This window comes from Arthrobacter sp. KBS0703 (genome assembly GCF_002008315.2).
Lineage (GTDB): Bacteria > Actinomycetota > Actinomycetes > Actinomycetales > Micrococcaceae > Arthrobacter.
In genome coordinates this window covers 2,603,393-2,628,806 of the sequence record NZ_MVDG02000001.1, presented here as the reverse complement: position 1 = coordinate 2,628,806, position 25,414 = coordinate 2,603,393, and the positions used below count along the sequence as shown (strand labels likewise).

The window sequence follows — 25,414 nt, the reverse complement described above, 5'->3', positions numbered from 1 at the left end:
ACCAATAACAATTCCGGGCACGCGCCCCGGGGCTGGAGTCGATGTGGCTATTTCTGAACAACTGCCCGAAGTCATCACGGACCAGGGTGAGAAGGCTACCTCTCGCGCCAAGCGAGCTATTTCAAAGACCGGTGCGGCCACGAAAGACGCCGTAGCCGGTCTTGCTGTTTCCGGCCCAAGGTCTGAATCCCAGCCTGCCGTCTCCACCTTTGTCATTGATACCTCGGTGTTGCTCTCCGACCCCCGCGCGCTGCTGCGCTTTGCAGAGCACGAGGTCATTGTGCCCATCGTGGTGATCACCGAACTTGAAGGAAAGCGGCACGACCCCGAACTGGGGTACTTCGCCCGCAAGGCCCTCCGGCTCCTTGATGACCTGCGCATCCAACACGGCGGGCTCAACCGGCCCATTCCGCTGGGAGACGCCGGCGGCACCCTCATGATCGAGATGAACCACATCTCGGCGGAGGTGCTCCCGGCAGGATTCCGGGCCGGCGACAATGACAGCCGCATCCTGGCCGTGGCCAAGAACCTCTCCAACGAGGGCCGCAACGTCACCGTGGTGTCCAAGGACCTTCCCATGCGGGTCAAGGCCTCAGCCATGGGCCTGCTGGCGGACGAATACCGCAACGAGCTCGTCAAGGACTCCGGCTGGACCGGCGTCGCCGAAATCGACGCCAGCGAGGAGGAGATCTCAACGCTCTACGGCCACGAGCCGGTCTTCATCCCGGCAGCCGCCGAGATGCCCGTCAACACAGGACTGGTGCTGCTCTCCAACCGGGGATCCGCACTGGGGCGCGTCGGCGCCGACAAGCAGGTCCGCCTGGTCAAGGGAGACCGCGATGTCTTCGGCCTTCATGGGCGCTCCGCCGAACAGCGGCTCGCCATTGATCTGCTGATGGACCCGGCTGTCGGCATCGTGTCCATGGGCGGACGGGCGGGCACCGGCAAGTCGGCCCTGGCCCTGTGTGCCGGGCTGGAGGCCGTGCTGGAACGGCGCGAACACCGCAAGGTGATCGTCTTCCGCCCGCTCTACGCCGTCGGCGGCCAGGAGCTGGGCTATTTGCCGGGCTCGGAGTCGGAAAAGATGAATCCCTGGGCGCAGGCCGTCTTCGACACCCTGGGCGCGCTGGTGAGCCAGGAAGTCGTGGAAGAGGTCATGGACCGCGGCATGCTGGAGGTCATGCCGCTGACCCACATCCGCGGCCGCTCCCTGCACGACGCCTTCGTGATCGTTGACGAGGCGCAGTCCCTCGAAAAGAACGTCCTGCTCACCGTCATGAGCCGCATCGGGCAAAACTCGAAGATCGTCCTCACCCATGACGTCGCCCAGCGCGACAACCTCCGTGTCGGACGGCACGACGGCGTCGCCGCCGTCGTGGAGACCCTCAAGGGCCACCCGCTCTTCGGCCATATCACCCTCACCCGGTCCGAGCGCTCGCCGATCGCCGCACTGGTGACGGAGCTGCTGGAAGGGGCGGAGATCTAGTCTGAGTGTCGGCAGCCGCGCGGGGTCACCTCCGCGCGGCTGTCGCGTCCCGCCGTCGCTTAGACACCTCCCGCCGCTCCGCTCCGGTCGCTGGGCGACCTCCGCTTCGCTTTGGTCGGCGATGCGCTCCTTTGCGGAACACCACAGCCGCGCTAGTGGGGAAGCGCTGGTTGAGCTTGTCGAAACCCAGGTGCCCGGCCGCTGGTTAGAGCCCCAGGAATCTGGCTGTGGGCTCGTGGCCTTCCACCTTCAGCTGCCAGTCGGGGCGATGGAGGGTTTCCGGGGTCAGGCGGACGCGCTGCACTGACTCCCGCTTGCCGCCCCAGGACATGCGGGTCACGCCGTTGAGTTCGTAGCCCAGGGACCGCGACACGCCCAAGGACTGGGCATTCCAGGCCGCTGCCTCGGACTCCGCCACTTCCGCCTTGAGCCAGTCAAACGCGTAAAGCGCGACGGCGGCGCGCATCTCCTTGCCGAACCCCTGGCCGTGCGCGCTTGACCTCAGCCATGATCCGGTGGTTACGGTCCGAAGCGTGGCGAAATCCTTGGCGTCCATGTCCTGGCAGCCGATGAACGTGTCCCCGTGCCAGATGCCCAGGATGAGCGTCCAGGCCTCCGGCGAGGTGTTGGCCCGGCACCGCCAGTACCACCGGGCCATGTTGGGCCCCAGATCGCCGGCGGCGGCCTCGGCCCACGGTGTGCTGAACGGGCTGCGGCCGCGTTCGTGGATGCCGCTGGCCGCTGCTTCCACCGCAGAGGGAATGTCGTCGTCACGGAGCGGGCGCAGCGTCAGCCGGGGCGTCGTCAGGGTGAGGGCGAACGGAGGCCACACGGAGAACAGCTCAGTCATTTCGGAAGCCTAGCCGATGGCCGGGCTGCTAGCTGCCGGTGTGGTGTGAAACGCCCAGGGACAGCCGGATGCCGTCCGCGTTCTTCAGGACCAGGGCGATGGCCTTGTTCGGAAGTTCGAAGACCATGGTGGCGTCGAGCGACTCGCCCTGGCGAATCTCCGCCTTGGAGGGGGACACCCACAGCGGCCGCAGGTCGCTGCCGCCGAGGCCGCTGACGACGAACCCGGACGTATCCAGCCGGATTCCGCCGGCTTCCAGTGCCGTGAACCGGACCAGCACGCGGACCCGGTGTGTACCCGCGGACGGTCCTTCTTCCAGGACCTGCACGTGCTCGGGCGGCAGCCAGCCGTCATCCTCCAAGGGAACGATTCCGTTGATCCTCGCCGTTCCGCCGGGGACCGTGGCACTCGCCCCGAGGGGCACGCTGGCCTCCGGCTTGGCGTTGAGGAACAGATAGCCGAGAACCAGGCCCAGGGCGCACACGAGGGCAAGGGGGATCACCATCAACCGGCGGCGCCTGTTTCGCGGCGTGGCCAATTCAGTGCCTTCTGTCGATTCTTCCGGGGCAATCGTGGACATGGCTCGAGTCTGCACGGGCCAGGTTGGGAAAACCCTGTGTCCTCAGGCAGGGTTGGGCCGCAGCGGCCACTGGATGTGGGCGCGCACATCCGTGAGGTTCATCGGCTCGGCCACGAAGAGATCATCCAGCATGTACTCGTCCACAGCCAGGATGCGGATCCAATGCCCGCCATGCCGCGATTCGGCGTCGAGGGGTTCGCTGGCCACGCAGACCCCGGTTCCGGCGTCAATCCGGATCCGGGTCCGGCCGGGACCCAGCAGCGGGGCCCCGGGATCGAGAGGACGGTAGCCGGGGTTGGGGGAAACCACTGCTTCCAGCGCCGGCCGCCCCTCGTGGTCCACGTCATGCGCCGGCTCGAGTATCTCCACCGCGTTGGCGTTGGGGAACTCCAGCGGCACGGGCGCGTTGCCTGCCAGTTCCACGGGGTCGAGGGCGGCCGCGAAGCGGCCGTTTCCGAACGACGGTTCCCCGTACGCAGCCTCCGGGCGGCGCCTGACCAGCCCGCCGTCGTCGTACACGGGGGTGACCAGGTGGGCGGGAAGCAGCCACGACCGCCTAGTGGCGCTGATGTACAGGCCGTCGCGTGAATCGTTGATTCCCGTGGTGCTGTTGAGCAGGATCCCGTCGGCGGACTCGAGGCGAAGTGCGCCGGGGCGCCGCAGCCAGGCGCGCACCGGGCCGGGGCCGCTGACGGCCGAATCGGAGTATTCGAAGCGGAGGGACTGCCATTTCCACGGGGACGACCGGCAGAGGTTCCGGAAGGATGCGGCCGAATCCGCGGGCGTGGCGGCCCCGCCGTGTTCCTGCCGGTGCTTGGCATCCCAGGTCCCCATATCCACAGTTTACGCGCGGGCCCAGCAGCGGCCGGGGCAAATCCAGTAGCATCCGAGAGTGATCCAACGACTTGGCGAACTCTGGGAAGCAGTTCCGTTCGCATTCTGGCTGGTGCTGGCGGCGTGCGCCTATTTTGTGGTGATGGCCGTGAGGCTGACGGTGATCGATGTGTGACACCATCTCCTGCCGAACCGGATCGTCTTTCCGTCGTACGCCGTTGCCGGCGTGTTGCTGCTGGGCGCCGTGGCCAGCCTGGCGGCGTGGGCGCCGGCCGGTGCCGGCGTGCCCGACGGCGGGGCTCAGCTGTTCGGGGTTCCCGCGCTGAGGATCGTGGCCGGTGGGGCCGTTCTGTGGCTTTTCTATTTTCTCCTGCGGATGGTCTACCCGCCGGGTATGGGGTTCGGCGACGTCAAACTGGCGGGAGTGCTGGGCATGTATCTGGGCTATCTGGGGTGGCCGCACGTCTTCGCCGGCACGTTCGCCGCGTTCCTGCTCGGCGGCATGTGGAGCATCGGACTGCTGGCGCTCCGGCGCGGAACGCTGAAGTCGGCCATCCCGTTCGGGCCGTTCATGCTCGCCGGTGCCGCCGCGGCCATGATGCTGCTGCCGGCCTGAGCAGGCCCAAAGGCAGGGGCGCCGCAACCCCCAAGGTTGCGGCGCCCCTGCTTTTGCTGCGGCTGACTTCCCGAACCCGTCGCCCGGAGTCTTTCCAGGGGCGTGTCAGCGGCGCCGGTCGGCCAGCTCGCCGTCGTCGTTATTGGCGCCGCCGCCGCCGGGGGTCCGTCTGCGGACGCTGCCGGCAGGTGGGCGGCCGGTTCAGTACCGGTGACGACGGCGGTGCCGCCGTTGTCTCTTATACACATCTAGATGTGTATAAGAGACAGGCTTCCAGCCGCTCGGCTTCCTCGCCGCCCACCGCCTCGCCGCGGGCCACCATGCCGGCCGTGTCGGAGAGCGGGATCTGCTTCAGGGTCAGCGCCAGGACCAGCGCAATCCCAAGGAACGGCAGCAGGTACCAGAACACCGGTGCCAGCGAATCTGCGTAGGCGTTCACAATGGCGTCCCGGAGCTGTTCCGGGAGCTGGCTCAGCGCCTGCGGGTCCAGGGTCTGGGTCGACTGCGCCGCTTGTCCGGCGGAGGCACCGGCCCCGGTGAAGGCGTTGGTCAGCGACTCGGACAGCCGGGAGGTGAAGATGGAACCGAACACGGCCACGCCCAGGGACGCACCCACTTCGCGGAAGTAGTTGTTGGTGCTGGTGGCCGTGCCGATCTGTTCCGCAGGCACGGAGTTCTGCACTACCAGGACGATGACCTGCATGATGGAGCCCAGGCCGGCGCCGAAGACGAACAGCTGGACGCAGATGACCCAGATGGGGGTGTCGGCCGTCAGGGTGGTCAGCCAGAGCATGGCGCCCATGGTGAGGGCGGCGCCCATAATGGGGAACATCTTGTACTTGCCGGTCTTGGAGATCCGGATGCCGGAATAGATGGCCATGCCCATGAGGCCCGCCATCATGGGCAGCATGAGCAGCCCGGATTCGGCAGCGGAGGTCCCGGAGGACATCTGCAGGAACGTCGGAACGAAGGCGATGGCAGCGAACATGCCCAGTCCCAGCGTGAAGCCGATGGCCGTGGAGTTCACGAAGATCCGGTTCTTGAACAGGCTCAGCGGGATGATGGGATCCTCGGCCCGGCGTTCCACGGCCACGAAGGCGGCCGCAGCCAGCACCAGGCCGGCGCCGAAGGCCCAGGTGAGCGGCGAATCCCAGCCTTCGTCTTTCTTGCCGCCGAAGTCGGTGAAGAAGATCAGGCATGTGGTGGCGGCAGAGAGGAGCAGCACGCCCAGGATGTCGATCCGTTTCTCCGCCTTCTTGTTCGGCAGGGTCAAAGTGAACCACGCGATGGTGAAGGCGGCGATGCCGATGGGGATGTTGATGTAGAAGGCCCATTCCCAGGTCAGGTGGTCAACGAAGTAGCCGCCCAGCAGCGGTCCGGCCACGGCGGAGAGGCCGAAGATGGCCCCGAGCGGGCCCATGTACTTGCCGCGGTCCTTGGCCGGGACGATGTCGGCAATGATGGCCTGCGAGAGGATCATCAGGCCGCCGCCGCCCAGGCCCTGGATGGCGCGGAAGACCACGAAGCCCCAGAAGTCGCTGGCGAACGCGCAGCCCACCGAGGCGAGGGTGAACAGTGCGATGGCTACAAGGAACAGGTTGCGCCGGCCCAGGACGTCACCAAACTTGCCGTAGATGGGCATGACGATGGTGGTGGCGAGCAGGTACGCGGTGGTGATCCATGCCTGGTGCTCCACGCCGCCGAGCTTCCCCACGATGGTGGGCATCGCGGTGGAGACGATGGTCTGGTCCAGGCTGGACAGCAGCATCCCGGCGATCAGGGCCGAGAAAATGATCCAGATACGTTTCTGGGTCAGCAGCAGCGGCTCGGCTGCTGCCTTGGAACTGACTGCGGTGCTCATTGGTGTCCTTCTGCGGAATGGTGTTCGGGGAGTGTCAGGGGCTGTGAGAAGAGCAGGCGCGCGGAGGCGATGTTTTGCAGCAGCAGGTCCTGGTAGGAACGGGTGTTGCCCTCGGAGAAGTAGGCCATGCTGGTGTGCCGGGCAATGCTGCCCAGGGCCACGACGGCCATCCGGACCACCGGGTGGTCCGGGGTCACGCCTTCGCGGGCGGCCAGTACGCGGGCAAAGTGGGCTTCGCGTTCCTCCGTGGCACCGATGATCTTGAGCATCAGCTGCGGTTCCTTTTTGATGACACCGATCACCTGGCGCGTCTCCTCCTCGGAGGAGCTCATGCGTTCCGACATCTTCAGCGCCAGCTCCACCAGGTCCTGGAGCAGGCCGGGGGAGATCTCACCGGAGGGGGAGCCGGCGCCGCCGCGGATGAACTCGGCAAAGACCTCGGCAGGCAGCTCATCGTCCACGTGGCCGAGGATGGCGTCCTCTTTGGACGGGAAGTAGTTGAAGAACGTCCGGCGCGAGATGCCGGCCTGTTCGCAGACGTCTTCCACGGTGTAGCCGTTGAGGCCGCGTTCGGCCGTCAGCGACCGCGCGATGGCGGTGATCGCCGCCCGGGTCGCGGCCCGCTTCCGTTCCCGCAGGCCGGTGTCACTAGTTGCACTATTACTCACAAAGTAAAGTTTTGCACCAATTCCTAAATAGTGCAATCTTTGGCAGGAGCGGCCACGTGAGCACCCCCAAAGGGGCGAACGGACACCTGAGCCCCGGCCCGCCGCAGCTCCCTCAACGCCAGCGGCCGCCCGCCTTCGCCGGGAAGGTGGGCGGCCGCCGTCGTACGTAAGGGAGCCGGTGGGGACTTAGGCCTTGTGCGGCGGGCGGGTCATGGACATGACGTCCAGGGCGGTGTCGAGCTGCTCTTCGGTCAACTCGCCGCGCTCCAGGAAGCCCATGGCGACGACGGTCTCACGGATGGTGAGGCCCTCGGCCACTGCCTTCTTGGCGATCTTTGCCGCGTTCTCGTAGCCGATGTATTTGTTCAGCGGGGTGACGATCGACGGCGACGCCTCGGCGAGGAAGCGGGCGCGCTCGACGTTGGCGGTGATGCCGTCGATCATCTTGTCGGCCATGACGCGGCTCGTGTTGGCCAGCAGGCGCACGGATTCGAGCAGGTTGGCGGCCATGACGGGGATGCCGACGTTCAGTTCGAAGGCGCCGTTGGTGCCGGACCAGGCGATGGCCGTGTCGTTGCCGATCACCTGGGCGCACACCATGATGGACGCCTCGCAGATGACGGGGTTGACCTTGCCGGGCATGATCGAGGAGCCGGGCTGCAGGTCGGGGATGGCGATTTCGCCGAGGCCGGTGTTGGGACCGGAGCCCATCCAGCGCAGGTCATTGTTGATCTTCATGAAGGAGATGGCAATGTTGCGCAGCTGGCTGGAGGCTTCGATGAGGCCGTCGCGGTTGGCCTGGGCCTCGAAGTGGTCGCGCGCCTCCGTCAGCGGCAGGCCGGTGTCGGTGGCGAGGAGCTCGATGACGCGCTCCGGGAAGCCGGCAGGGGTGTTGATGCCGGTGCCCACGGCGGTGCCGCCGAGGGGAACCTCGGCCACCCGGGGGAGGGAGGCGTTGATGCGCTCGACGCCGTAGCGGACCTGCGCGGCGTAGCCGCCGAACTCCTGGCCCAGGGTGACGGGGGTGGCGTCCATGAGGTGGGTGCGGCCGGACTTGACCACGTCCTTGAACTCCACGGCCTTGCGCTCCAGCGAATCGGCGAGGTAGCCGAGGGCCGGGATGAGGTCGTTGATCAGCGCGGACGTGGCGGCAACGTGGACCGACGTGGGGAAGACGTCGTTGGAGGACTGCGAGGCGTTGACGTGGTCGTTGGGGTGGACCACTTTGTCGCTGCCGGCAGCCTTCAGGGCGCGGGAGGCCAGCTCGGCGATGACCTCGTTGGTGTTCATGTTCGAGGACGTGCCGGAACCGGTCTGGAAAACGTCGATGGGGAAGTCGCCGTCGTACTTGCCCGCGGCCACCTCGTCGGCAGCGTCTGCGATCGCCTTGGCCAGCTCGCCGTCGAGCACACCCAGTTCTGCGTTGGCCTGGGCGGCGGCCTTCTTTACCCGCGCCAGGGCCTCGATGTGGGCACGTTCAAGGGTCTTGCCGGAGATGGGGAAGTTCTCGACTGCACGTTGCGTCTGCGCGCGGTACAGGGCGTTCACGGGGACGCGGACTTCGCCCATCGTGTCATGTTCAATGCGGAACTCTTCAGTGGAAGTCATGGGGCTAGCTTAGGGCGATCAGGGGCCGCACCGAAAACCGTGAACCGCTTGCTACGGCGCTCCTGGCGGGGCCGCTGCAGTGCCGGTTTAGAGCTCGCCGATTCCGGAAACCAAGTCGGCGCGGCCCTCTGCAAGGCTGTAGGAAAGCCCGATCACAGCCGCCCGTCCGCTTTCGATTGCGTCGGAAATCACACGCGAGCTGTCCACGAGGCGCTGCGACGTCTGCTTGACGTGCTCCACCACCATCTGGTTGACCTCGGTTTCGTCGTTGCGCAGGGAGGTCAGGACGGACGGCGTGATCCGCTCGACGAGGTCGCGGATGAAGCCCACGGGCATCTGGCCCGTTTCCACTGCAGTTTTGGTGGCGCTGACGGCGCCGCAGCTGTCATGACCGAGCACGACAATCAGCGGCACGGCGAGGACGCCGATGCTGTATTCGAGGGAGCCGAGCACTGCGTCGTCGATCACCTGGCCTGCGGTGCGCACCACGAAAGCGTCGCCCAGGCCCAGATCGAAGATAATCTCGGCGGCGAGCCGGGAGTCCGAGCAGCCGAAGATCACGGCGAAAGGATGCTGGTTTTCCACCAGCGAGGACCTTCGCGACGCGTCCTGGTTGGGGTGTGACGATTCGCCGTTGACGAAACGTTCGTTGCCTTCGCGCAGACGGCGCCAGGCCAGAGCAGGGGTGAGGTAGGTTGCCACGGCAACTACCTTACGGTGCGGGGCGCGCCGAAGGGGAAACCGTTACCGCCGGGTTACTGTCCATGGAATTTACGACGGCGGCGGCCAGCACTGCGAACTCGTCCAGTTGGGCCTCGCCGCTCAGGACGACGGTGGTGCCGCGGTGGTCCAGCACCATACTCTTCTCACCTTTGCCGGTGTCGCGCAGTTCCCATTCCTGTCCTCCCGCATTCCGGGTTCCGGTCACCGGAGCATTCTTTGTCTGCTGCAGGAGCCAGGTGGGATTGGCGTTCCGGGTCTGGACGAGGCCGATGAAGGCCTCCTTCGGAGTGAGGTAGCCAATTTCCCAGGTGGGCACCCCGGTGCCGGTGCCGGCTTCCCAGCGGGCGTAATTGGGGCGGAATGTGTCGCCCGCCGCGGGGGTCACCGGTGTGAATCCCGCCACACCGGCAGCGTTGCGGGCCACGGCCGTCACATCGATGTTGGGGTGGAACCCGTCGGACTTCGGTGCGGGGTTCATCAGGACGATCGGCAGGAAGGCGGCGATGCTGACCACCAGCGCGACGATCATGCCGATCACCGAGGCGTTGGCCCGTTTGGCGGCAGCGGCGGGGATTACCGGCTTGACAGGCGGCGCTGCCATGGCGGTGGAGCTGCCGTGGCCGGCTTCCGGTGTCGTGGGGGTGGACTTGTCCTGCGTTTCACTCACACCTCTATAGTCGCCCATGCAGGGGCGGAACTCACATTCCGTGCCGGCGACGGTGAGGGAGATCGTGCGTTACGCGGGTGGGTCATCCCATGACCTTGGTGGTCCACCGCGACTATGATCAGTTACAGAGGAATCACCGCGTTGGCCGCCTCAGGCATCGCGGGTCCAATGATCGCCACTCGAAGAAGAGGTTCACGTGTCACCAGCGTCCATGACCCAGAAGTATTCCACGCTTTCCCCGTCGCTTGCCGTTGGCATCGACGAGCCGGACCGCAACCTAGCACTTGAGCTTGTCCGCGTCACCGAGGCCGCGGCGATCGCCGGCGGCCACTGGGTGGGTTTCGGTGACAAGAACAAGGCCGACGGTGCCGCCGTCGACGCCATGCGCTCGTTCCTCCAGACTGTCCACTTCAACGGCGTTGTGGTCATCGGTGAAGGCGAAAAAGACGAAGCCCCCATGCTCTTCAACGGCGAGCACGTCGGTGACGGCACCGGCCCCGAGTGCGACGTCGCCGTCGACCCCATCGACGGAACCCGCCTGACCGCCCTCGGCATCAACAATGCCCTGGCGGTCTTGGCCGTTGCCGAACGTGGCTCCATGTTCGACCCCTCCGCCGTGTTCTACATGGAAAAGCTCGTCACCGGCCCGGAAGCGGCCGACATGGTGGACCTGCGCCTGCCGGTCAAGCAGAACCTGCACCTGATCGCCAAGGCCAAGGGCGTCAAGGTCAACCAGCTCAACGTTATGATCCTGGACCGCGACCGGCACCGCCCCCTCGTGGAGGAAATCCGTGAAGCCGGCGCGCGCACGAAGTTCATCATGGACGGCGACGTCGCCGGTGCCATCGCGGCGGCCCGTGCGGGCACTGGCGTGGACGCCCTCATGGGCATCGGCGGAACCCCGGAAGGTATCGTCGCGGCCTGCGCCATCAAGTCCCTCGGCGGCGTCATCCAGGGACGCCTGTGGCCCACAAGCGACGACGAGAAGCAGAAGGCGATCGACGCCGGCCACGACCTCGAGCGCGTGCTCTCGACCAACGACCTCGTCTCCAGCGACAACTGCTACTTCGCCGCCACCGGCATCACCGACGGCGACCTCCTCAAGGGCGTCCGCTACTCCAAGGACAAGGTGCTGACGCAGTCGATCGTCATGCGCTCCAAGTCCGGCACCATCCGCTTTGTCGATGGCGAGCACCAGGCCAGCAAGTGGGAAGGCTACGCCCGCCGCTAGCCCCACCGCCTAACAGCGCGAACTGGCAGCAAATGACCTCAAATCCAAAGTTTTGGGGTCATTAGCTGCCAGTTCGCGTTAAGCGCCGGCGTCGTCCTGTCCCGCGATTCGGACCAGTACCGATGCGACATCAAGCGGCAGCGTGTGACGGAACGTCTGGGCTGGCGGGAAGTCCGTGGGCACAGGAGCGACCTGGACGGCGAGCGGCCGTTCGTCGTCGAAAGAGTCTGGGCGCTTCTCGGCGGTCCGTCCTCGCCGATCCGTTCGGCGCGAACTGGCAGCCACTGCCGGCAAAGAACGGAACTGAGGGCTTATCTGCCAGTTCGCGTCAAAACCGAGCGCAGGGTGTCGCGGAGCTTTCGGGCCACCTGGTAGGCCGCGTAGCGGGGCTTGTTGACCGGCAGGTCCCATGTTCCGGGGTAGGCGATCTCGCGGCCGCCGAAGGACTTCTTGAACGCCGTGAAGCCGGCCCACTTGTGGTCCGGCTGGTCGGCCGGGGCCACGCCCCAGAGGTCCACGTGCTTGAGGCCCTTGTCCTGGGCATCGGCCATCAGCGTCACTAGCAGGGGGATGCCGGCACTCAGCTTCCGATGCGTGTCGTCCATGGCCGCGTGGGCATAGGTCCGAGTGTCCGCTGAATCGTACGCCAGGGCAGCCGCGATGGGCCCGCCGTGGAGCTCGGCGATGAACAGCGTGGCGGCGCCGGCGGGCATCATGGCGGCGGCCACCTGGCTCAGGTACTCGTCACTCTGTGGCTTGAAGCCGTTGCGCCTGGCCGTCATATGCAGGAAGTTCAGGAGCACGCGGATGTCCTCCGGATCCTGCGACGAGCGGAACGTGACGCCCTTCTTGTGGATGTTCCGGTAGAGGTTGCGGTTGACCGGCTTCATCTCGGCAAGGACTTCTTTGAAGTCCCGGTCGAGGTCCACAATCCAGCTGAGCTCGGGCTGCTGATTGACCGGGGCAGGCTGCAGTCCGCGGCTTCGGAGCGCCGCCGGGGCCGTTGCCGGATCCAGTCCTGCCGCTGCGGGCTCGATCCGGATGAAGACGGCGCCGCAGGACTTCGCCACAACCCGAAGGGCCGCCAGGGCGGCATCAAATGCGTCGACGGACTCGGCCACCGGTCCATACGGCGCATACAGCACCTTGCCCGCGGGGTTCTTTTCCTCAACAGCGAGGAAGCTCCACCCCGGGCCGGAGTCCCGGTGAACCGTCCGGCCCAGCGAGGTCTGGAAATCAGCCCATGCCTGGGTCTGCAGGAAGTATTCCACCGGGCTCAGGCCTTCATCGAGGTGGTCACGGCGAAGGCCACGGCTGTTTCCCCGGCACCGGAGACAGAGTGGACATTCACGGGGGCGTCAGCGGCCGGCAGGAACGCGCTCCCGCCGCGGCCCAGTTTAAGGTCACCCCTCGGCGAGTCAAGGTAGACGGACCCCTCAACCACGATGATTACCGCCGCACCTGATTGCGCCAGCGGCACGGGGGCTCCGTCCGGCAGCAGCGCGATCCGCTGGAGCTGGAATTCGCGGAAGGGCGGCTGGTACAGCTCCTGGCCCAGGTCCGAGGCTTCCGCGCGGAGCATGGGAACGCCCACGGACTCGAAGGCAATGGTGTTCAGCAGCTCGGGCACATCGATGAACTTCGGCGTCAGCCCGCCCCTGAGCACGTTGTCCGAGGAGGCCATGACCTCGACGCCGAGGCCGTGCAGGTACGCATGCACGTTGCCGGCGGGAAGATATACGGCTTCGCCGGGCTCCAGCGAGAGCCGGTTCAGCAGCAGGGAAATCAGCACCCCCGGATCTCCGGGGTACTCGCTGTTGAGGCTGAGCACCGTGGAAAGTTCCGGCTGGTAGGGCGCCATCGGCGCGCCGGACGTCAGCGCCTCAACAACCCTCGACGTCGCCTCCTGGACGCCCTCCCCGCCCGCGATCAGCCGCTCGAACGCTGCCCGCAGCGCGGCGTCCTCCTCAGGCAGAGAAAGGTCATCAATCACCTCGGTCAGGATCTGCGGCACGCCGGAGCCGGAGAGCTCCAGGCACCCGGCCAGGTGGAGGAAAACGTCCCGGGACTTCGCCGTTTCCCGGAAACCGCACAGCGCGTCGAACGGGGTGAGCGCGAAGATCATTTCCGGCTTGTGGTTGTCGTCCCGGTAATTGCGGTTCGGTGCATCGGCCGGGACGCCGTCAGCGTTCTCGCGGGCAAAACCGGCCCTGGCCTGTTCGAGGCTGGGATGGACCTGCAGCGAGAGCGGCTTGGCCGCGGCGAGGACCTTGGTGAGGAAGGGGAGGCGGGGGCCGAATTCAGCGACCGATGCCTCGCCCAGGAAATGGTCGGGATCCTCGGAAATCAGCTCGTCCAGTGGCGCCGTGGTGCCGTCCGGACGGGTGGCCACCGACGGGGAATCCGGGTGCGCGCCGATCCACAGCTCCGCTTCGGGGCCGCCCGACTCCGGCCGGCCGAGCAGTCCGGCGATCGCCGTCGTCGATCCCCAGGCGTACGGCCTGAGGACATTGTCGATTTCGTACACAGCCGGGTGTCCTTCTCTCTTGAAGCAGGTGTGACTAAAGGGGAGCGCACTGGCCGTTGGTGGCCACGAGATCCCGGATGGCCTGCTCGTTCCCCTCGCGCTTGAGCTGGTTCAGCATCTTTTCGGTAATAGGTTCGCCGGCCGGCGTGGTGGTCACCGGCGTGAAATCCGACGACGACGACGGCGACGGCGACGGCGCGGGTGTGGTTGCTGGTACGCGCAGCGGTGGACCGGCCCTGTCTCTTATACACATCTAGATGTGTATAAGAGACAGCCGGCCGCGCTCTGCGGCTGGAGCACGGTGTCGTCAGGACCGGCCGCGGCCGGTGACGAGGAACTCTGCGAGTCGAGGAGCTTCCGGACACGGTCGTGGATGACGTCGAAGTCAGGCACCGTGGAGAACGACGCGGCGAAGTCCGGCGGACCAATAGTGAGGCGGCGGATCTCCTTGCCCTTGGCCTTCATGGCCAGGTCAACGAAGCTTCCCAGCTGGCTGGAGGAGATGTTGGACTCCACCACCTTGGTGCCGGCGTTGGCGATGTCTTCGAACTTCGAGAGCAGCGTGGCCGGGTCCAGTTGCCTCAGCATGGCCTGCTGGACGCACTGCTGCCGCTGGATCCGTGCGTAGTCGTCAACGAACTCACGGGAACGTCCGTACCACAGCGCGTGGTAGCCATCCAGCTTCTGTTCGCCGGCGGGGATCCAGCCGAGGGGCATGCCATGGATGCCGTTCGCCTCGTCGATCATGTCGCCGCTGATGGGCACCCAGCCGCCGGCCTTGATCCGGATTCCGCCCATGGCATCGATGAGCTTGGCGAAGCCGTCCATGTCCACCAGTACGTACGCCTGGACGGTGATGCCCAGGGTTCCGGACACGGCTTCCAGGGTCGCCTGCGCGCCGGGATCGGCCACGCCGGGGTAGAGGTCCTTGTGTTCGTTGGTGACCTCGGTGTTGATGGCGTTGATGAGGCAGTCGTTGCCGCAGTTGTAGCCGTCGGGATACACCTGGCGCATGGGGGAGCCCTCGCTGAACCGGGCGTTCTGCAGGTTGCGGGGAATGGAGATGATGGCCGTCTTGCCGCTCTCGGCGTCCACGCTGAGGACGGACAGGCTGTCCGGCCGCCGGCCGGTGCGGTCTGCGCCCGCGTCGCCGCCCATCATGAGGAAGTTGTACCGGCCGTCCACGGGATCGATCGCCGGGCCGTTGGCATTGAAGATGCTGCCGATCGCGTTGCGGCTCACGTTGAGCAGGTAGGCCGCATAGCCGAGCGAGCCGCTGCTGAGCACCATCGCGAGGGCCAGCGTGATGCCGACCGCTGGCCGCATCCCCCGCGGAAGGAGGACCGGCCGGATGAGCCGCAGCGTGTTGACGAACAGCACGAACCAGCCGACTGCCAGGGCCGCGAGGATGAGGACGATGAGCAGTGAGGCGATCGGGTTGGTGACAATGTTGATGAGCAGGGTGCGGTTGGTGAACAGCAACACCAGGGCCAGGATCGCCACAGCCCAGACGCTGAGCGTGACCCGCAGTGCTATGCGGCCAAGCTTGCGGTCGCCCGCCACGATCTGGGCGCTCCCCGGCACGAAGAGCGTCAGGAGGATCAGCAGGAAGGCGCGCTTCGTGCGGACGGGCTCCGGCGCACTCGCCGGATTCCGGACGGGGTCCGTCAGCAGGCCCTTGGATGGCAGTTCGTTGTTGGCCATGACGGATCCCTAACGGCTGCCCCGGAGACCGACGTTGTTGTCGGAGAAGACTTCATTGACTTTCTGCCGGAGGTTGGCGCCCTTCCGGCTGGCCACGTCGTTCAGCTCTTGCGCAAAGTCCATGAGCTCGGCGCGCAGGCGCACGGCGAGGTCGTCCGTTCCGGCTGCCAGCATCCGCACGGCAAGCAGGCCGGCGTTCCGGGCGCCGGCAATGGAGACTGTCGCCACGGGGACTCCGGCGGGCATCTGCACGATGGAGAGCAGCGAGTCCATGCCGTCGAGGGTCTTGAGCGGGACCGGCACGCCGATGACGGGCAACGGAGTGACGGAGGCCAGCATGCCCGGCAGGTGGGCTGCGCCGCCGGCCCCGGCGATGATCACGCGGAGACCGCGCTCGTGGGCCGTCTGTCCGTACCGGATCATTTCGGTGGGCATGCGGTGCGCGGAGACAACGTCGGCCTCGAAGGGGATGCCGAACTCTGCCAGGGCATCAGCGGCGGCCTCCATCACGGGCCAGTCCGAATCCGACCCCATGACGAGGCCGACCAGTGGGGCGGGTGTTTCGGGGCTCATGCGTTCTCCTCGGTTGTTGCTGGTCCTGCGTCGGCCGGCAGCCTGCCGTCGCGGATGATGCTGGCCACCGCAGTTGCCCGTTGCCGCAGGGATCCGACGTCCGCAACGGATGCGCCCACCAGGTTGACATGACCTATCTTCCTGCCGGGTCGCACGGATTTCCCGTAACAGTGGACTTTCGCGGCGGGTTCCGCCGCCAGGGCCGCCGGGTAGGCGGAGAACAGGTCCTGGTTGTCGCCGCCCAGGAAGTTCTTCATCACCACCACCTGGCCGAGAACGTCGGTGGCGCCCAGGGGGAGGTTGAGGACCGCCCGGAGATGCTGTTCGAACTGGCTCGTGACGGAGCCGTCCTGGGTCCAGTGGCCGGTGTTGTGCGGACGCATGGCCAGTTCGTTGATGAGGAAGCCGGCCCCGGTCCCGGGCGTCTCGAAGAGCTCCACGGCCATGACTCCGGTGACGCCGAGTTCGTTGGCGATCCGCAGGGCTGCCTCTTCTGCCGACGCGGCAACCTCGAGGGGGATGTCCTGTGCGGGCGCGATCACTTCGTCGCAGACGCCGTCCACCTGGATGGTGTGGACCACGGGCCAGGCCCGGGACGCGCCGTCCGGCGTGCGTGCCACGAGGGCGGACAGTTCACGGCTGAACTCTACCTTGGCTTCGGCGAGGAGCGGGCTCATGGCTTCGAACCAGTCCGCCGTTTCCGCGGCGTCCTCGGCGGAGCTGACGATGCGGACGCCCTTGCCGTCGTAGCCGCCGCGCGGCATCTTGAGCACTACTGGCCACCCGGTCCTGTCGCCGAACGCGATGAGCCCGGCCACGTCGTCCACAGATGCCCATACGGGATTGGGAAGCTCGAGGCGGTCGATGGCGGCACGCATGACGAGTTTGTCCTGGGCGTTGATGAGTGCGTCGGGCCCCGGCTGGACGTTGACTCCGGCTTCGATCAGGGCATGGAGGTGCTCGCCGGGAACGTGCTCGTGGTCGAAGGTCAACACGTCCAAGCCCTTGGAGAACTCCAGGAGCGCAGCGAGATCCTTGTAGTCGCCCACAGGGGCGTTCGCCACGGCTGAGACTGCGGAAACGTCTTCGCCTTCGGCCAGGACGCGGAGTTCAAAGCCCAATGCGGTGGCGGCTGGGGCCATCATGCGCGCAAGCTGGCCGCCGCCAACCACGCCGATTACTGGAAAAGTCACATATGCCAGCCTACAGAAAAGGAGCGCGGTTACCGGCTTCGACGGCGGCGAAGCGCCCTAAATTGCCCGATATCCATGCCGCAGCCCGCTACGGGAGCGCCGTGGGCGGTTCCCCCGTTGAGGATACTCACGGGAAACCGGGCTAAAATGGGAGCTTGGCCCAACGGCCCCCAGTATTCAGACGGCCACGGAGGGTCATGTTTAACACACTTGCAGAGCGCATCCGGGGACTCGCCTCGCTGTTTTGGCGCGAGGTGGCGAAGTTCGGTGCCGTGGGCGGTGTGGCGTTCGTCATTGACAACGGACTGACCTACTACCTCATGCACGGTCCCATGACGGACAGCGAAGCCAAGGCCCGGTTCGTGGGGGCCACAGTGGCCACCGTGTTTTCCTGGATCGCCAACCGCCTCTGGACGTTCCGCCACCGCCGCCAGGCCAATGTGTTGCGTGAGTTCTTCATGTTCATCCTGATCAACGGCATCGGTATTGGCATTTCCACCGGTTTCACGGCCCTGGCCAAGTATTCGATGGGCGTCACGGACAAGAACATGCTCTTCGCCGCCGGCATCGTCGGCATCCTCGTGGCTACCGTTGTCCGCTTCTTTGCCTACCGGTTCCTCGTGTTCAACCAGGAGCTGGACCAGGAGCCGGAGTTTTCCCACGACCACGAGCTCATCGAGCACCACCATGCCGCCAAGCCGGCCGCCCGCCAGGCGGAGCCGGCAGCCGAGGATCCGGAAGTTCCGGCCCGCCGGGAGTGAGTGCGGCGGCGCGGATTTCAATCGCCGTGGATGCGCTCCGCCGCGAGCAGTTTGTCCGTGAGCTCCACGTCGCCGTGCACCAACACCACTGACCCGTCGTTCTTCCACACGCCGAGGGCGTTGGCCAGCGCGGCCTCCAGCCCGTCAGCGGCTTTGACCAGCAGCCTGGCCCCGCCCTCGTGCCCGGCGGCGAACCCGTCCAGCAGTTCCCCATGGCGCACGGCTGTGCCGCCGGCGCGTCGGACGGCCGGCTGACCTGGATCCGGATCGTTGTGGGCCATGAAGACGTCACCGTGCGAGCGGACCTCAGCCGCGTAGTCGAGAACACCGGCGGGCAGTTCACCAGGCCACCGCATGGCCAGGGCGGGCAGCGGCACCGCAATGACGGCGTCGAACCCGTCCCCGGCCCGCGTCGGCTCGGAGGTCGCCAGTAGCTCCGCGCCGTCGCCGTCCAGGATCACCTCCATGCCGAGCTGCCAGGCCGCAAGGGCCCAGATCATGGATTTCCAGTGTGCCGGCAGGTCAAGCCGCAGCCGCGTTCCGGGTCCTGCGTCGAGTTCGTCCTGCAAAAGGTTGCTTGTCTTTGCCACCCAGTTATCCAGCACCCGGCCGGAGAGCTCCACACGCTCCGAGTCGGGTCCGTACCAGGTGAGGCGGGGGGAGGTGGAGTGGCCCGAGCGCAGGGCCGTCATCAGATCAATGGCCGGGATGTTCATGGCTTCATCTTGCCACGCAGCGCACCTGTGTCCACCGGGGTCGTGGCTGGACCGGGCAGCGCCCAGGCCGGCCGCTGGGCCGGTGTCCGCCGCCGGCGTCAGCAGTCCCCGGCACAGCCCGCGAGGGCCGCGGCCGCCCGGATCAACCATCCGGAAGCCGTGATCTCCGACACATCGCGTTACTAATGTCGTTTTGCGATAACGTGCCGCATTCCTGCGGTTTCCGCGGAATTGCGGTGCACGCTAACCAAACACTAAGCTTGCTGTCAAATTATGCGACCCCGGAATCCGGTCCCGCGAAAAAATTCCCGGGCGTGGCGCGGCCCGTGATCAGGTCGGCCATTGATTATTATCCGGGCGACGGCTTGACTCCCATTACTTACACGCGTGTAATTAGTAATCAAAGCCACCGCGAAGCTCGGGCACACAAACCTAGTGTCCTGAGCGTCCGGGCAAAGGCTGCACTATTCGGGGAGGGGACGCCATGGGGCAAGTTGAGCGTATCCATGAGGAAGCCGTTGTGGCCGGCCAGGCCACTGCAAAATACCGCTCGCGGGGCGTGCCGAGTGACTGGTACGTAGATCCGGCTGATCCGGATGCCGCCGAGCGGTACAACTTGGACACCACTGCGTCGTTGCAGGACCAGGCCACCGCGTTCCTGGCAGAGCATGAAGCACTGCTGGGCGGCCGGCCAGAGCTGGACGAGGACCTCAGCGATCCGCCGATGGAACTGCGGACCCCCGGAGCGGGCACGCTGACCCAGCCGGTATGGATAGGTTTGCCCCGCGAGCAGGACTTCGACGACGAAGGCGAGCTCGGCTGGCAGACTGATGCTCTGTGCGCGCAGACTGACCCTGAGGCGTTCTTCCCCGAAAAGGGAGGCTCCACACGGGACGCCAAGAAGGTCTGCGGAGCGTGCAACGTCCGGTCCCAGTGCCTTGAATATGCTTTGGCGAACGATGAGCGCTTTGGTATTTGGGGAGGCCTCTCCGAACGTGAGCGCCGTCGGCTGAGGAAGCGAGCAGTCTAATTCTTCAGGAAGTGCACGTCACTGCCGTTGTGGTTGCCCATAACGGCAGTGACTATCTCCCCAGGACCCTGGCGGCATTGGCGGGCCAGACCCGGCCGGCGGACGCTGCGATCGGGGTGGATACAGGTTCACAGGACAATTCCGCCGCCCTCCTTGCAGGTGCGTTCGGCAAAGCCAGCGTCACCCGTATCCGCGCCGGCAAAACAGGGATGGGCGCTGCCGTATCGGCAGGCCTTGCTGCACTGGCCCCGTGGAACCCGGAAACCGAGGAGACTGCCTCCGAATGGATCTGGCTCCTGCACGATGATGCAGCCCCCGCCCCGGAGGCGCTGGCGGAGCTGCTGCAGGCCGTGGAGCGTGCGCCGTCAGTCACGGTGGCAGGGTGCAAGCAACTGGACTGGGACGACAGGCGGCGGCTGATCGACGTCGGACTTTCCACCAGCCGCTGGGCCGAGCGGCTCACCCTGATCGAAGCGGATGAGCTCGACCAGGGCCAGTATGACGGCCGCTCCGACACCTTCGCCGTCAACTCTGCCGGAATGCTGGTCCGGCGCGACGTCTGGGAACACCTCAAAGGTTTTGATCCGGCGCTCGCCGGCACCGGTGACGACGTGGACTTCTGCTGGCGGAACCGGCTGGCCGGACACCGCGTTGTCGTGGTGCCCAGCGCCAAAATGTTCCACGTTGCGCACCGACCGCATGCACTGGGCACCGCCACGGCCGCGCGCCGGGCCCAGGTGCACCTCCGGCTCAAGCATGCACCGCTGTGGGCGGTCCCGCTGCACACGGTGGGGGCGCTGCTGGGCAGCATCTTCAAGCTGGTCTTCAGCATTGCCGTGAAGGACCCGGGGCACGGCTTCTCCCAGCTTTTGGCGACACTGGCGGCCCTTGGCCGCCCGGGCAGTCTTCCGCGGGCGCCGGAATGCCGCCCGCACCCGCCGCGTGCGGCGCTCGGTGGTCAACGCGCTGCAGACCGAACGGCGCGAAGTGTGGGGCCACCGGCGTTCGCTCATGGAAGCTTTGGGCGCCGACGACGATACACAGGCGGCCGACAGCGGGAACGATTCACTGGCGGAACAGCCCAGCGGCGACTCCACGAACGACTTCGCTGCTCTCTCCACCAGCGAACGCGGCTGGGTGGGTAACGGCGCCCTCGCCGCCGTGATTCTTGCCTCGGTGGCTTCCTTTGCCGGACTGGCCGCACTCTTCCAGGCCGACGCCGCCGCCGGAGGCGCACTCCTGCCGGCCTCCGCCAGGCTGGGGGACATCTGGCATCACGCCTCGAGCTGGTGGATCGGACTCGGCGCCGGATTGCCGGGCCACGGTGATCCCTTTGGCTACGTCCTGTGGGTCCTGGGCCTGCTGGGCGGGGGAAACGCGAACGGCGCCCTCATCTGGCTGCTCCTGCTTGCCATGCCGTTGTCCGGGCTGGCCGCCTGGTTCGCTTCGGGCGCCTTGACGTCGCTCCGCCGGTTCCGGCTCGCAGCGGCGGTCGTTTGGGCCGGGGCACCGGCCTTGCAGATCGCCGTCAACCAGGGACGCGTGGGCGCCCTCGTGGCCCACGTCATGATGCCTCTGCTGGTGCTCGCGCTGCTGCGCGCCACAGGCTCCGCGATCGGACGCGGCCGCTTTGCCGTGCCCGCCACGGGCCAGCGGCATCAGGGTGACAAGCTACCGGTGAAACCCGGCGTCAACGGCACACCGTCCTGGACGGCTGCCGCAGCGGCAGGGCTCGCCTTGGCCGTAGTCACCGCTTCGGCGCCGTCGCTCCTGGTGCCGGCCGCCGTCGTCGTGGTCCTGAGCGGGCTGCTGCTGCGGGGAGGGGACGCACCCTGTGGTGGGCCCTGCTGCCGAGCGCGGCTCTGTTCGTCCCGTTCGCCCTGTCCACCCTGGACCGGCCCCGGGCCCTTCTCGCCGATCCGGGACTGCCGCTGGCGTTCGACGCGGCTCCGCTCTGGCAGCAGGTTCTGGGCCAGCCCCTCAGCTTCGACTCCGCAGCCGGGCTGTCCGGCCTGGCGTTTTTCGCGGCCGGTCCCGTGCCATGGGCACTCGTGCTGGCGCTCCTGATCGGCGCGCCGGTGCTCGCACTGGCGGTGGCTGCGCTGCTCATTCCGGCTCGGCGCGTCCGCGTTGCCCGGGCCCTGTGGGCGGGCGCGCTCGTTGTGCTGGCCGGGGATGGCTGGCCGGGCACGTCGCCACCGGAGCCACGGAGCAGGCCCTGGTGGCGCCGTTCGCCGGGCCCGTGGTGTCCGCCGCCGTGTTCGCGCTGCTCGGGGCGGCACTCATCGGCGGCGACGCCCTGCTTTCCCTTGCCGGGCCCCGCACTTCCCCGAAGCCGGCGCCGCTTCAGCCGGCAAGGCTCCTGAAACTGCGCCGCGCGGCCGGGCGGGCCATCCTGGTCCGTTCCGCTGCGGCGGTGGCCGTAGTGCTCCTCCTTGCCGGTCCGGCCGCGGGCCTCGCCGCCTGGGCGGCCCAGAACGTTCTCCAGCCCGCCGCTACTGCAGGGGCCGCTGCGGACACACCTGCCCTGGGAACTCCCCGCCTCGTGGCTGCCACGAATCCGCGAAGCCTTCCTGCCACGGCCATCGACCGCGGTGAAGGTCCGGAGCAGTCACGCACCCTGCTGATCGGCACGGGTGAGGACGAGACGTACGACGCCTCGCTGATGCGCGGTGCCGGCACAACGCTGGACGGCCTTTCCACCATCGCCTCGGCGCGCAACATCCGGGGAATCCGGGCAGCGAATCGGTGCGCGAGGATGACGAAGTCACAGCCGCGCTTCGCACCACCGTGGCCACGCTCGTCGCGGGCCAGGTGCTATCCGTCAATGTTCCAGGTCCTGTCTCTTATACACATCTAGATGTGTATAAGAGACAGTTCGTGGTGCTCCGCGCGTCGGACACCGCGGCGCAGCTGACGGCGAGCCGCATGGACGCCGTGCCCGGGCTCGTGGCCGTGGGCCAGACGGACTCCGGCTGGCTATGGCGAGTCAGCCCGCTGAACCAGGCCGTCCTGCAGCCCGCCGACGTCGCCCACCGCGTCCGCATCGTCGACGGCAAGGGCGCTACGATCAGTCTCCTTCCGTCGGGCCTTACCAACGTGGAAACGGCCGTGCCGAAGGGCCCCGAAGGCAGGCTCCTGGTCCTCGCGGAGCGCGCGGACCCGGGCTGGACCGCCTGGCACGACGGCCGCAGGCTCACCTCCACCACCTCGGGCTGGTCCCAGGCATTCACGCTGCCTACGCAGGCGGGGCAGGTCACCGTCCGCTACGAGAGCCCGTGGGCGCCGTGGACGGGAATCATCCAGGCGGCGGTGATCGGCCTGACAGTCCTCCTGGCGCTGCCCATGCCGGCACGGCGCCCCAATACCGGCCTGTCCAGGGACGAAGGCTCCCTGCGTAAGGAATACCAGAATGCATAAGGAAGAGAACGACGCCGGAACACCGGCAGCGTCTTCACCGGCACCCTCCGAAGGAGTCGGCGTCCGCAGCGAAGAACGGGCGAAACCTGCAAAAAAGGGCAGGCGCCCCGCACGCCGCGGCATGGTTACCGGCCTGCTGTCGGCGGTAGCGATTCTGGCGGCCGGGGGCGGCCTGGTCTCAGCTGCCTCCCTCGCTCCGCAGCCCGCCAGTGACCGCCGGCTCGAGATCCCGCTGGCTTCCGTTCCTGCGGGCAGCAGCCAGGATGTGTGCCCCGGCCCGGCGAAGCTGCTCGAAGGAACGCCGGTGGGGACGGACCCGCAGTTCAGTCCGGTATCGGCCACGGCCCGGAGTTCCGTCTCGGCGGCCGTCGTCAGCGCGGCCGGCGGTTCGCTGCCCGGAAGTAGGCTGTCCGCACTGGGCGGCTCGGAACTGCTGCGCATTGCTGACGTTCCCGGCAGTGCGACAGCTCCGGCGGGCGCGTCCGGCCAGCTCGCCGGCATCGTCGCCCAGCGGAGCGTGGAGGACGTCAGCGTCCTGAGTGCCGACGCGCTGGGCAACCGGCAGCCGTCCGCAGCCGCCGTCATGAACTACACGGCTACGGACGGGGACCTGCAAGGGTCAGCCGCCGCTGCGTGCCAGGCGCCGTCGAACGACCTCTGGCTTACGGGGGCCAATACGGCAGTGGGCCGCAGCAGTGTCCTGAACATGACCAACGCCTCCACCACGCCAGCCACGGTCAGCCTGGAGCTTTTTGGCAAGAGCGGCCAGATCAAGGCCCCCGGCAGCAGGGGGCTGCTGGTTGCTCCGAAATCCACCCGCTCCATTGTGCTGGCAGGCCTGGCCCCCGGTGAAGAGCGGTTAAGCGTCCACGCCCGCAGCACGGGCGGACCGGTCAGCGCATTCATCCAGCAGAGCGTGCTGCGGGGTCTGACGCCGGGAGGGGTCGATTTCATTGCCCCCGGGACCGCGCCGGCGGCCCGCCAGGTCATGACGGGAATCGACATCCAGGACCCGGACGGGCTGGCAGCGCTCACCGCCGCGCCAGGCTACCTCGACGCCGCACCTTCCCTCCAGATCACCGTTCCGGGGCCCATTGATGCCGTGGTGGAGGTCAAGCTCTTCGGGAGCGCCGGGCAGAAGGCGCTGCCCGGCGGTGGCGTCGTTACCGCCAAGGCCGGGACGGTGACGGAGGTTCCACTGGCCGGCGTTCCGGCCGGCCAGTACACCGTGTCGGCGACGTCGGATGTGACCATCGTGGCCGGCGCCCGCGTGAACCGGGGCCTGAAGGCCAGCCAAAGTTCGGATTTTGGTTGGGCGCCGTCAACGGCCCAGCTCGGCAGCCAGCATGTTGTGCCGGTTCCGCAGGACGGCGAGCGGCTGCTCGTATTCGGGGCGCTGGATGACCGGGCCACCATTTCCTACACCCCCATCACTGCCGACGGCAAGCTCCGTCCCGCCGCCAGCGCGAACATCGCCGGGGGCACCACGACGTCCCTGAAGGTGCCGGCCGAAATCGGAAAGTCACCGGTCGTCGCCTACGTGGTGTCCGCCTCCGGCGGCGCGGCCTACGGCACGGTCCTCCTTGAGCGGGAGGGCCGCAACGACGTCTCCACGGTCGCCATCGCTCCCGGCGCCGAGGGGCAGGAAAAAGTGAAGGTGACGCTGGGCCAGTAGGTCCGGTGTGCGGTGCAGGCCCTGCCGGACTGCGGCCAGGCCCTGTTTACCGCCGCGAATCAGTAGCGGCGGCGGTAAACAGGGTCCAGGGTCTCCGGCGCCACGCCGAGCATTTCAGCAGTGTGTTCGACCACAACGTCGTGCACGAGGTCCTGAAGTTCTTCCGGGACCGGGCACGCCTGTTCAACCACCCTGCGGAACAGCGTAATGACGGGTCCCTCGTCCTCGGTGGCGGGCGTGTAGGAGCCAAGGGGGGCCGGCGATCTGTCGGCCACGAGCTGCTCCAGGTTCGGCGGGATCTCCTCGACGGCGAACCGCACGCCGTCGAGCGGCTTGCCCCAGATGTCGTGGAGGCGCTGGGCGGAGTCCATGACGAATTCGTCGAACCGGTCCGAGCGCGTCCGGTAAGCGGGCAGCGTGGGCAGCATCAGTTCGCCGCGGAGCCCGCGTCCGTGCCGGTTGCGCCGGCGCTGCACAAAGCTTCGCGCGGGAACAGAGCCGGTGGCGTTTAGGGGAGCGTCGGGGTCAGCCAACCGGACCGTAAAACCCGAATCATGGTGCGATGACTGCATATACAGACTCTAAACCCGGCGGATGATTTGCGCGACATAATCCGCGCCGAGCGGCACCGGCGCGGCGCGGGCCGCCGTCAATGTCGGAAAACGATCCCCACCCGGAGTAGTCTGTGATG

At 67.1% G+C, this 25,414-nt stretch carries 20 protein-coding genes and 3 pseudogenes; 8 read left to right on the top strand and 15 right to left on the bottom strand.

Going from position 1 to position 25,414, the window contains the following annotated elements; all coding sequences use genetic code 11:
• Positions 1-43 precede the first annotated feature (43 nt).
• Positions 44-1,486, top strand: a complete 1,443-nt coding sequence (locus B1A87_RS12285) for a PhoH family protein (RefSeq protein ID WP_078030119.1) — start codon at positions 44-46, stop codon at positions 1,484-1,486.
• 205 nt (positions 1,487-1,691) lie between these two features.
• Here the strand turns inward: B1A87_RS12285 and B1A87_RS12280 are convergent, their stop codons facing one another.
• From B1A87_RS12280 to B1A87_RS12270, 3 genes are read right to left on the bottom strand one after another with little or no spacing between them, the layout of a single operon-like run.
• Positions 1,692-2,336: a GNAT family N-acetyltransferase gene (locus B1A87_RS12280; protein WP_078030118.1), complete on the bottom strand. Its 645-nt coding sequence runs from the start codon at positions 2,334-2,336 to the stop codon at positions 1,692-1,694.
• Positions 2,337-2,364: 28 nt separating this feature from the next.
• Positions 2,365-2,916, bottom strand: coding sequence for a hypothetical protein (locus B1A87_RS12275; RefSeq protein WP_260680814.1), 552 nt, complete (start codon positions 2,914-2,916; stop codon positions 2,365-2,367).
• Positions 2,917-2,958: 42 nt separating this feature from the next.
• Positions 2,959-3,750, bottom strand: a complete 792-nt coding sequence (locus B1A87_RS12270) for a hypothetical protein (protein WP_078030117.1) — start codon at positions 3,748-3,750, stop codon at positions 2,959-2,961.
• A gap of 58 nt (positions 3,751-3,808) precedes the next feature.
• Between B1A87_RS12270 and B1A87_RS12265 the strand changes: the two are divergent.
• Positions 3,809-4,366 (top strand): annotated as a pseudogene (locus B1A87_RS12265) (prepilin peptidase).
• Between the two features lie 102 nt (positions 4,367-4,468).
• Positions 4,469-4,618, top strand: a complete 150-nt coding sequence (locus B1A87_RS23005) for a hypothetical protein (RefSeq protein ID WP_185982310.1) — start codon at positions 4,469-4,471, stop codon at positions 4,616-4,618.
• On the opposite strand, the gene B1A87_RS12260 is transcribed toward B1A87_RS23005, so the two are convergent.
• The 5 genes from B1A87_RS12260 to B1A87_RS12240 form a co-directional block, all read right to left on the bottom strand.
• Positions 4,605-6,227 (bottom strand): MDR family MFS transporter, encoded by a 1,623-nt coding sequence (locus B1A87_RS12260; protein ID WP_144275801.1) that lies wholly within the window; start codon positions 6,225-6,227, stop codon positions 4,605-4,607. The genes B1A87_RS23005 and B1A87_RS12260 overlap by 14 nt on opposite strands.
• A complete protein-coding gene (locus B1A87_RS12255) occupies positions 6,224-6,895 on the bottom strand; it encodes a TetR/AcrR family transcriptional regulator (RefSeq protein ID WP_078030114.1) in 672 nt (223 codons plus the stop codon). Before B1A87_RS12255 ends, B1A87_RS12260 begins: the two co-directional genes overlap by 4 nt.
• A 186-nt stretch (positions 6,896-7,081) precedes the next feature.
• Complete coding sequence (locus B1A87_RS12250; RefSeq protein ID WP_078030113.1) at positions 7,082-8,503, bottom strand: class II fumarate hydratase; 1,422 nt, start codon at positions 8,501-8,503, stop codon at positions 7,082-7,084.
• Positions 8,504-8,590: 87 nt separating this feature from the next.
• Positions 8,591-9,205, bottom strand: coding sequence for a carbonic anhydrase (locus tag B1A87_RS12245; protein WP_078030112.1), 615 nt, complete (start codon positions 9,203-9,205; stop codon positions 8,591-8,593).
• Positions 9,206-9,215: 10 nt separating this feature from the next.
• Positions 9,216-9,911, bottom strand: a complete 696-nt coding sequence (locus B1A87_RS12240) for a DUF4245 domain-containing protein (RefSeq protein ID WP_078030111.1) — start codon at positions 9,909-9,911, stop codon at positions 9,216-9,218.
• Between the two features lie 193 nt (positions 9,912-10,104).
• Here B1A87_RS12240 and glpX point away from each other — a divergent pair, with 193 nt between their 5' ends.
• The gene (glpX, locus tag B1A87_RS12235) at positions 10,105-11,124 is read left to right on the top strand and encodes a class II fructose-bisphosphatase (protein WP_185982402.1); all 1,020 of its coding nucleotides are present in this window, start codon (positions 10,105-10,107) and stop codon (positions 11,122-11,124) included.
• Positions 11,125-11,435: 311 nt separating this feature from the next.
• On the opposite strand, the gene B1A87_RS12230 is transcribed toward glpX, so the two are convergent.
• The 5 genes and pseudogenes from B1A87_RS12230 to B1A87_RS12210 form a co-directional block, all read right to left on the bottom strand.
• Entirely contained in the window at positions 11,436-12,395 is a 960-nt protein-coding gene (locus B1A87_RS12230) for a peptidoglycan bridge formation glycyltransferase FemA/FemB family protein (protein ID WP_078030109.1), read from the bottom strand.
• 5 nt (positions 12,396-12,400) lie between these two features.
• Entirely contained in the window at positions 12,401-13,651 is a 1,251-nt protein-coding gene (gene manA, locus B1A87_RS12225) for a mannose-6-phosphate isomerase, class I (RefSeq protein ID WP_078030108.1), read from the bottom strand.
• A 34-nt stretch (positions 13,652-13,685) separates the two neighbouring features.
• A pseudogene (locus B1A87_RS12220) lies at positions 13,686-15,355 on the bottom strand (LCP family protein).
• A 9-nt stretch (positions 15,356-15,364) separates the two neighbouring features.
• Positions 15,365-15,928, bottom strand: a complete 564-nt coding sequence (gene purE / locus B1A87_RS12215) for a 5-(carboxyamino)imidazole ribonucleotide mutase (protein WP_078030106.1) — start codon at positions 15,926-15,928, stop codon at positions 15,365-15,367.
• Entirely contained in the window at positions 15,925-17,073 is a 1,149-nt protein-coding gene (locus tag B1A87_RS12210) for a 5-(carboxyamino)imidazole ribonucleotide synthase (RefSeq protein ID WP_260681050.1), read from the bottom strand. Before B1A87_RS12210 ends, purE begins: the two co-directional genes overlap by 4 nt.
• A 245-nt stretch (positions 17,074-17,318) precedes the next feature.
• On the opposite strand from B1A87_RS12210, the gene B1A87_RS12205 reads away from it, so the two are divergent.
• Positions 17,319-17,882, top strand: a complete 564-nt coding sequence (locus B1A87_RS12205; RefSeq protein WP_078030104.1) for a GtrA family protein — start codon at positions 17,319-17,321, stop codon at positions 17,880-17,882.
• Positions 17,883-17,899: 17 nt separating this feature from the next.
• Here B1A87_RS12205 and B1A87_RS12200 read toward each other — a convergent pair whose 3' ends face one another.
• A complete protein-coding gene (locus B1A87_RS12200; protein WP_078030103.1) occupies positions 17,900-18,598 on the bottom strand; it encodes a TIGR03089 family protein in 699 nt (232 codons plus the stop codon).
• 484 nt (positions 18,599-19,082) lie between these two features.
• Between B1A87_RS12200 and B1A87_RS23895 the strand changes: the two genes are divergently transcribed.
• The 3 genes and pseudogenes from B1A87_RS23895 (at position 19,083) to B1A87_RS12185 (ending at position 24,723) form a co-directional block, all read left to right on the top strand.
• Entirely contained in the window at positions 19,083-19,628 is a 546-nt protein-coding gene (locus B1A87_RS23895) for a WhiB family transcriptional regulator (RefSeq protein ID WP_078030102.1), read from the top strand.
• A 29-nt stretch (positions 19,629-19,657) separates the two neighbouring features.
• A pseudogene (locus B1A87_RS12190) lies at positions 19,658-23,048 on the top strand (glycosyltransferase).
• Complete coding sequence (locus tag B1A87_RS12185; protein ID WP_078030100.1) at positions 23,041-24,723, top strand: DUF5719 family protein; 1,683 nt, start codon at positions 23,041-23,043, stop codon at positions 24,721-24,723. Before B1A87_RS12190 ends, B1A87_RS12185 begins: the two are co-directional and overlap by 8 nt.
• A 59-nt stretch (positions 24,724-24,782) precedes the next feature.
• Here the strand turns inward: B1A87_RS12185 and B1A87_RS12180 are convergent, their stop codons facing one another.
• The gene (locus tag B1A87_RS12180; RefSeq protein ID WP_078030099.1) at positions 24,783-25,295 is read right to left on the bottom strand and encodes a metallopeptidase family protein; all 513 of its coding nucleotides are present in this window, start codon (positions 25,293-25,295) and stop codon (positions 24,783-24,785) included.
• Positions 25,296-25,414: the final 119 nt, after the last annotated feature.

What these genes read in the sequence shown, in the direction of transcription:
- B1A87_RS12270 (WP_078030117.1), bottom strand. Translation starts at nt 3,750, where the DNA reads ATGGGGACCTGGGATGCCAAGCACCGGCAGGAACACGGCGGGGCCGCC.
- B1A87_RS12180 (WP_078030099.1), bottom strand. Translation starts at nt 25,295, where the DNA reads ATGCAGTCATCGCACCATGATTCGGGTTTTACGGTCCGGTTGGCTGAC.
- purE (WP_078030106.1), bottom strand. Translation starts at nt 15,928, where the DNA reads ATGAGCCCCGAAACACCCGCCCCACTGGTCGGCCTCGTCATGGGGTCG.
- glpX (WP_185982402.1), top strand. Translation starts at nt 10,105, where the DNA reads ATGACCCAGAAGTATTCCACGCTTTCCCCGTCGCTTGCCGTTGGCATC.
- B1A87_RS23895 (WP_078030102.1), top strand. Translation starts at nt 19,083, where the DNA reads ATGGGGCAAGTTGAGCGTATCCATGAGGAAGCCGTTGTGGCCGGCCAG.
- B1A87_RS12205 (WP_078030104.1), top strand. Translation starts at nt 17,319, where the DNA reads ATGTTTAACACACTTGCAGAGCGCATCCGGGGACTCGCCTCGCTGTTT.
- B1A87_RS12200 (WP_078030103.1), bottom strand. Translation starts at nt 18,598, where the DNA reads ATGAACATCCCGGCCATTGATCTGATGACGGCCCTGCGCTCGGGCCAC.
- B1A87_RS12210 (WP_260681050.1), bottom strand. Translation starts at nt 17,073, where the DNA reads ATGATGGCCCCAGCCGCCACCGCATTGGGCTTTGAACTCCGCGTCCTG.
- B1A87_RS12280 (WP_078030118.1), bottom strand. Translation starts at nt 2,336, where the DNA reads ATGACTGAGCTGTTCTCCGTGTGGCCTCCGTTCGCCCTCACCCTGACG.
- B1A87_RS12260 (WP_144275801.1), bottom strand. Translation starts at nt 6,227, where the DNA reads ATGAGCACCGCAGTCAGTTCCAAGGCAGCAGCCGAGCCGCTGCTGCTG.
- B1A87_RS12275 (WP_260680814.1), bottom strand. Translation starts at nt 2,916, where the DNA reads ATGTCCACGATTGCCCCGGAAGAATCGACAGAAGGCACTGAATTGGCC.
- B1A87_RS12240 (WP_078030111.1), bottom strand. Translation starts at nt 9,911, where the DNA reads ATGGGCGACTATAGAGGTGTGAGTGAAACGCAGGACAAGTCCACCCCC.
- B1A87_RS12185 (WP_078030100.1), top strand. Translation starts at nt 23,041, where the DNA reads ATGCATAAGGAAGAGAACGACGCCGGAACACCGGCAGCGTCTTCACCG.
- B1A87_RS12250 (WP_078030113.1), bottom strand. Translation starts at nt 8,503, where the DNA reads ATGACTTCCACTGAAGAGTTCCGCATTGAACATGACACGATGGGCGAA.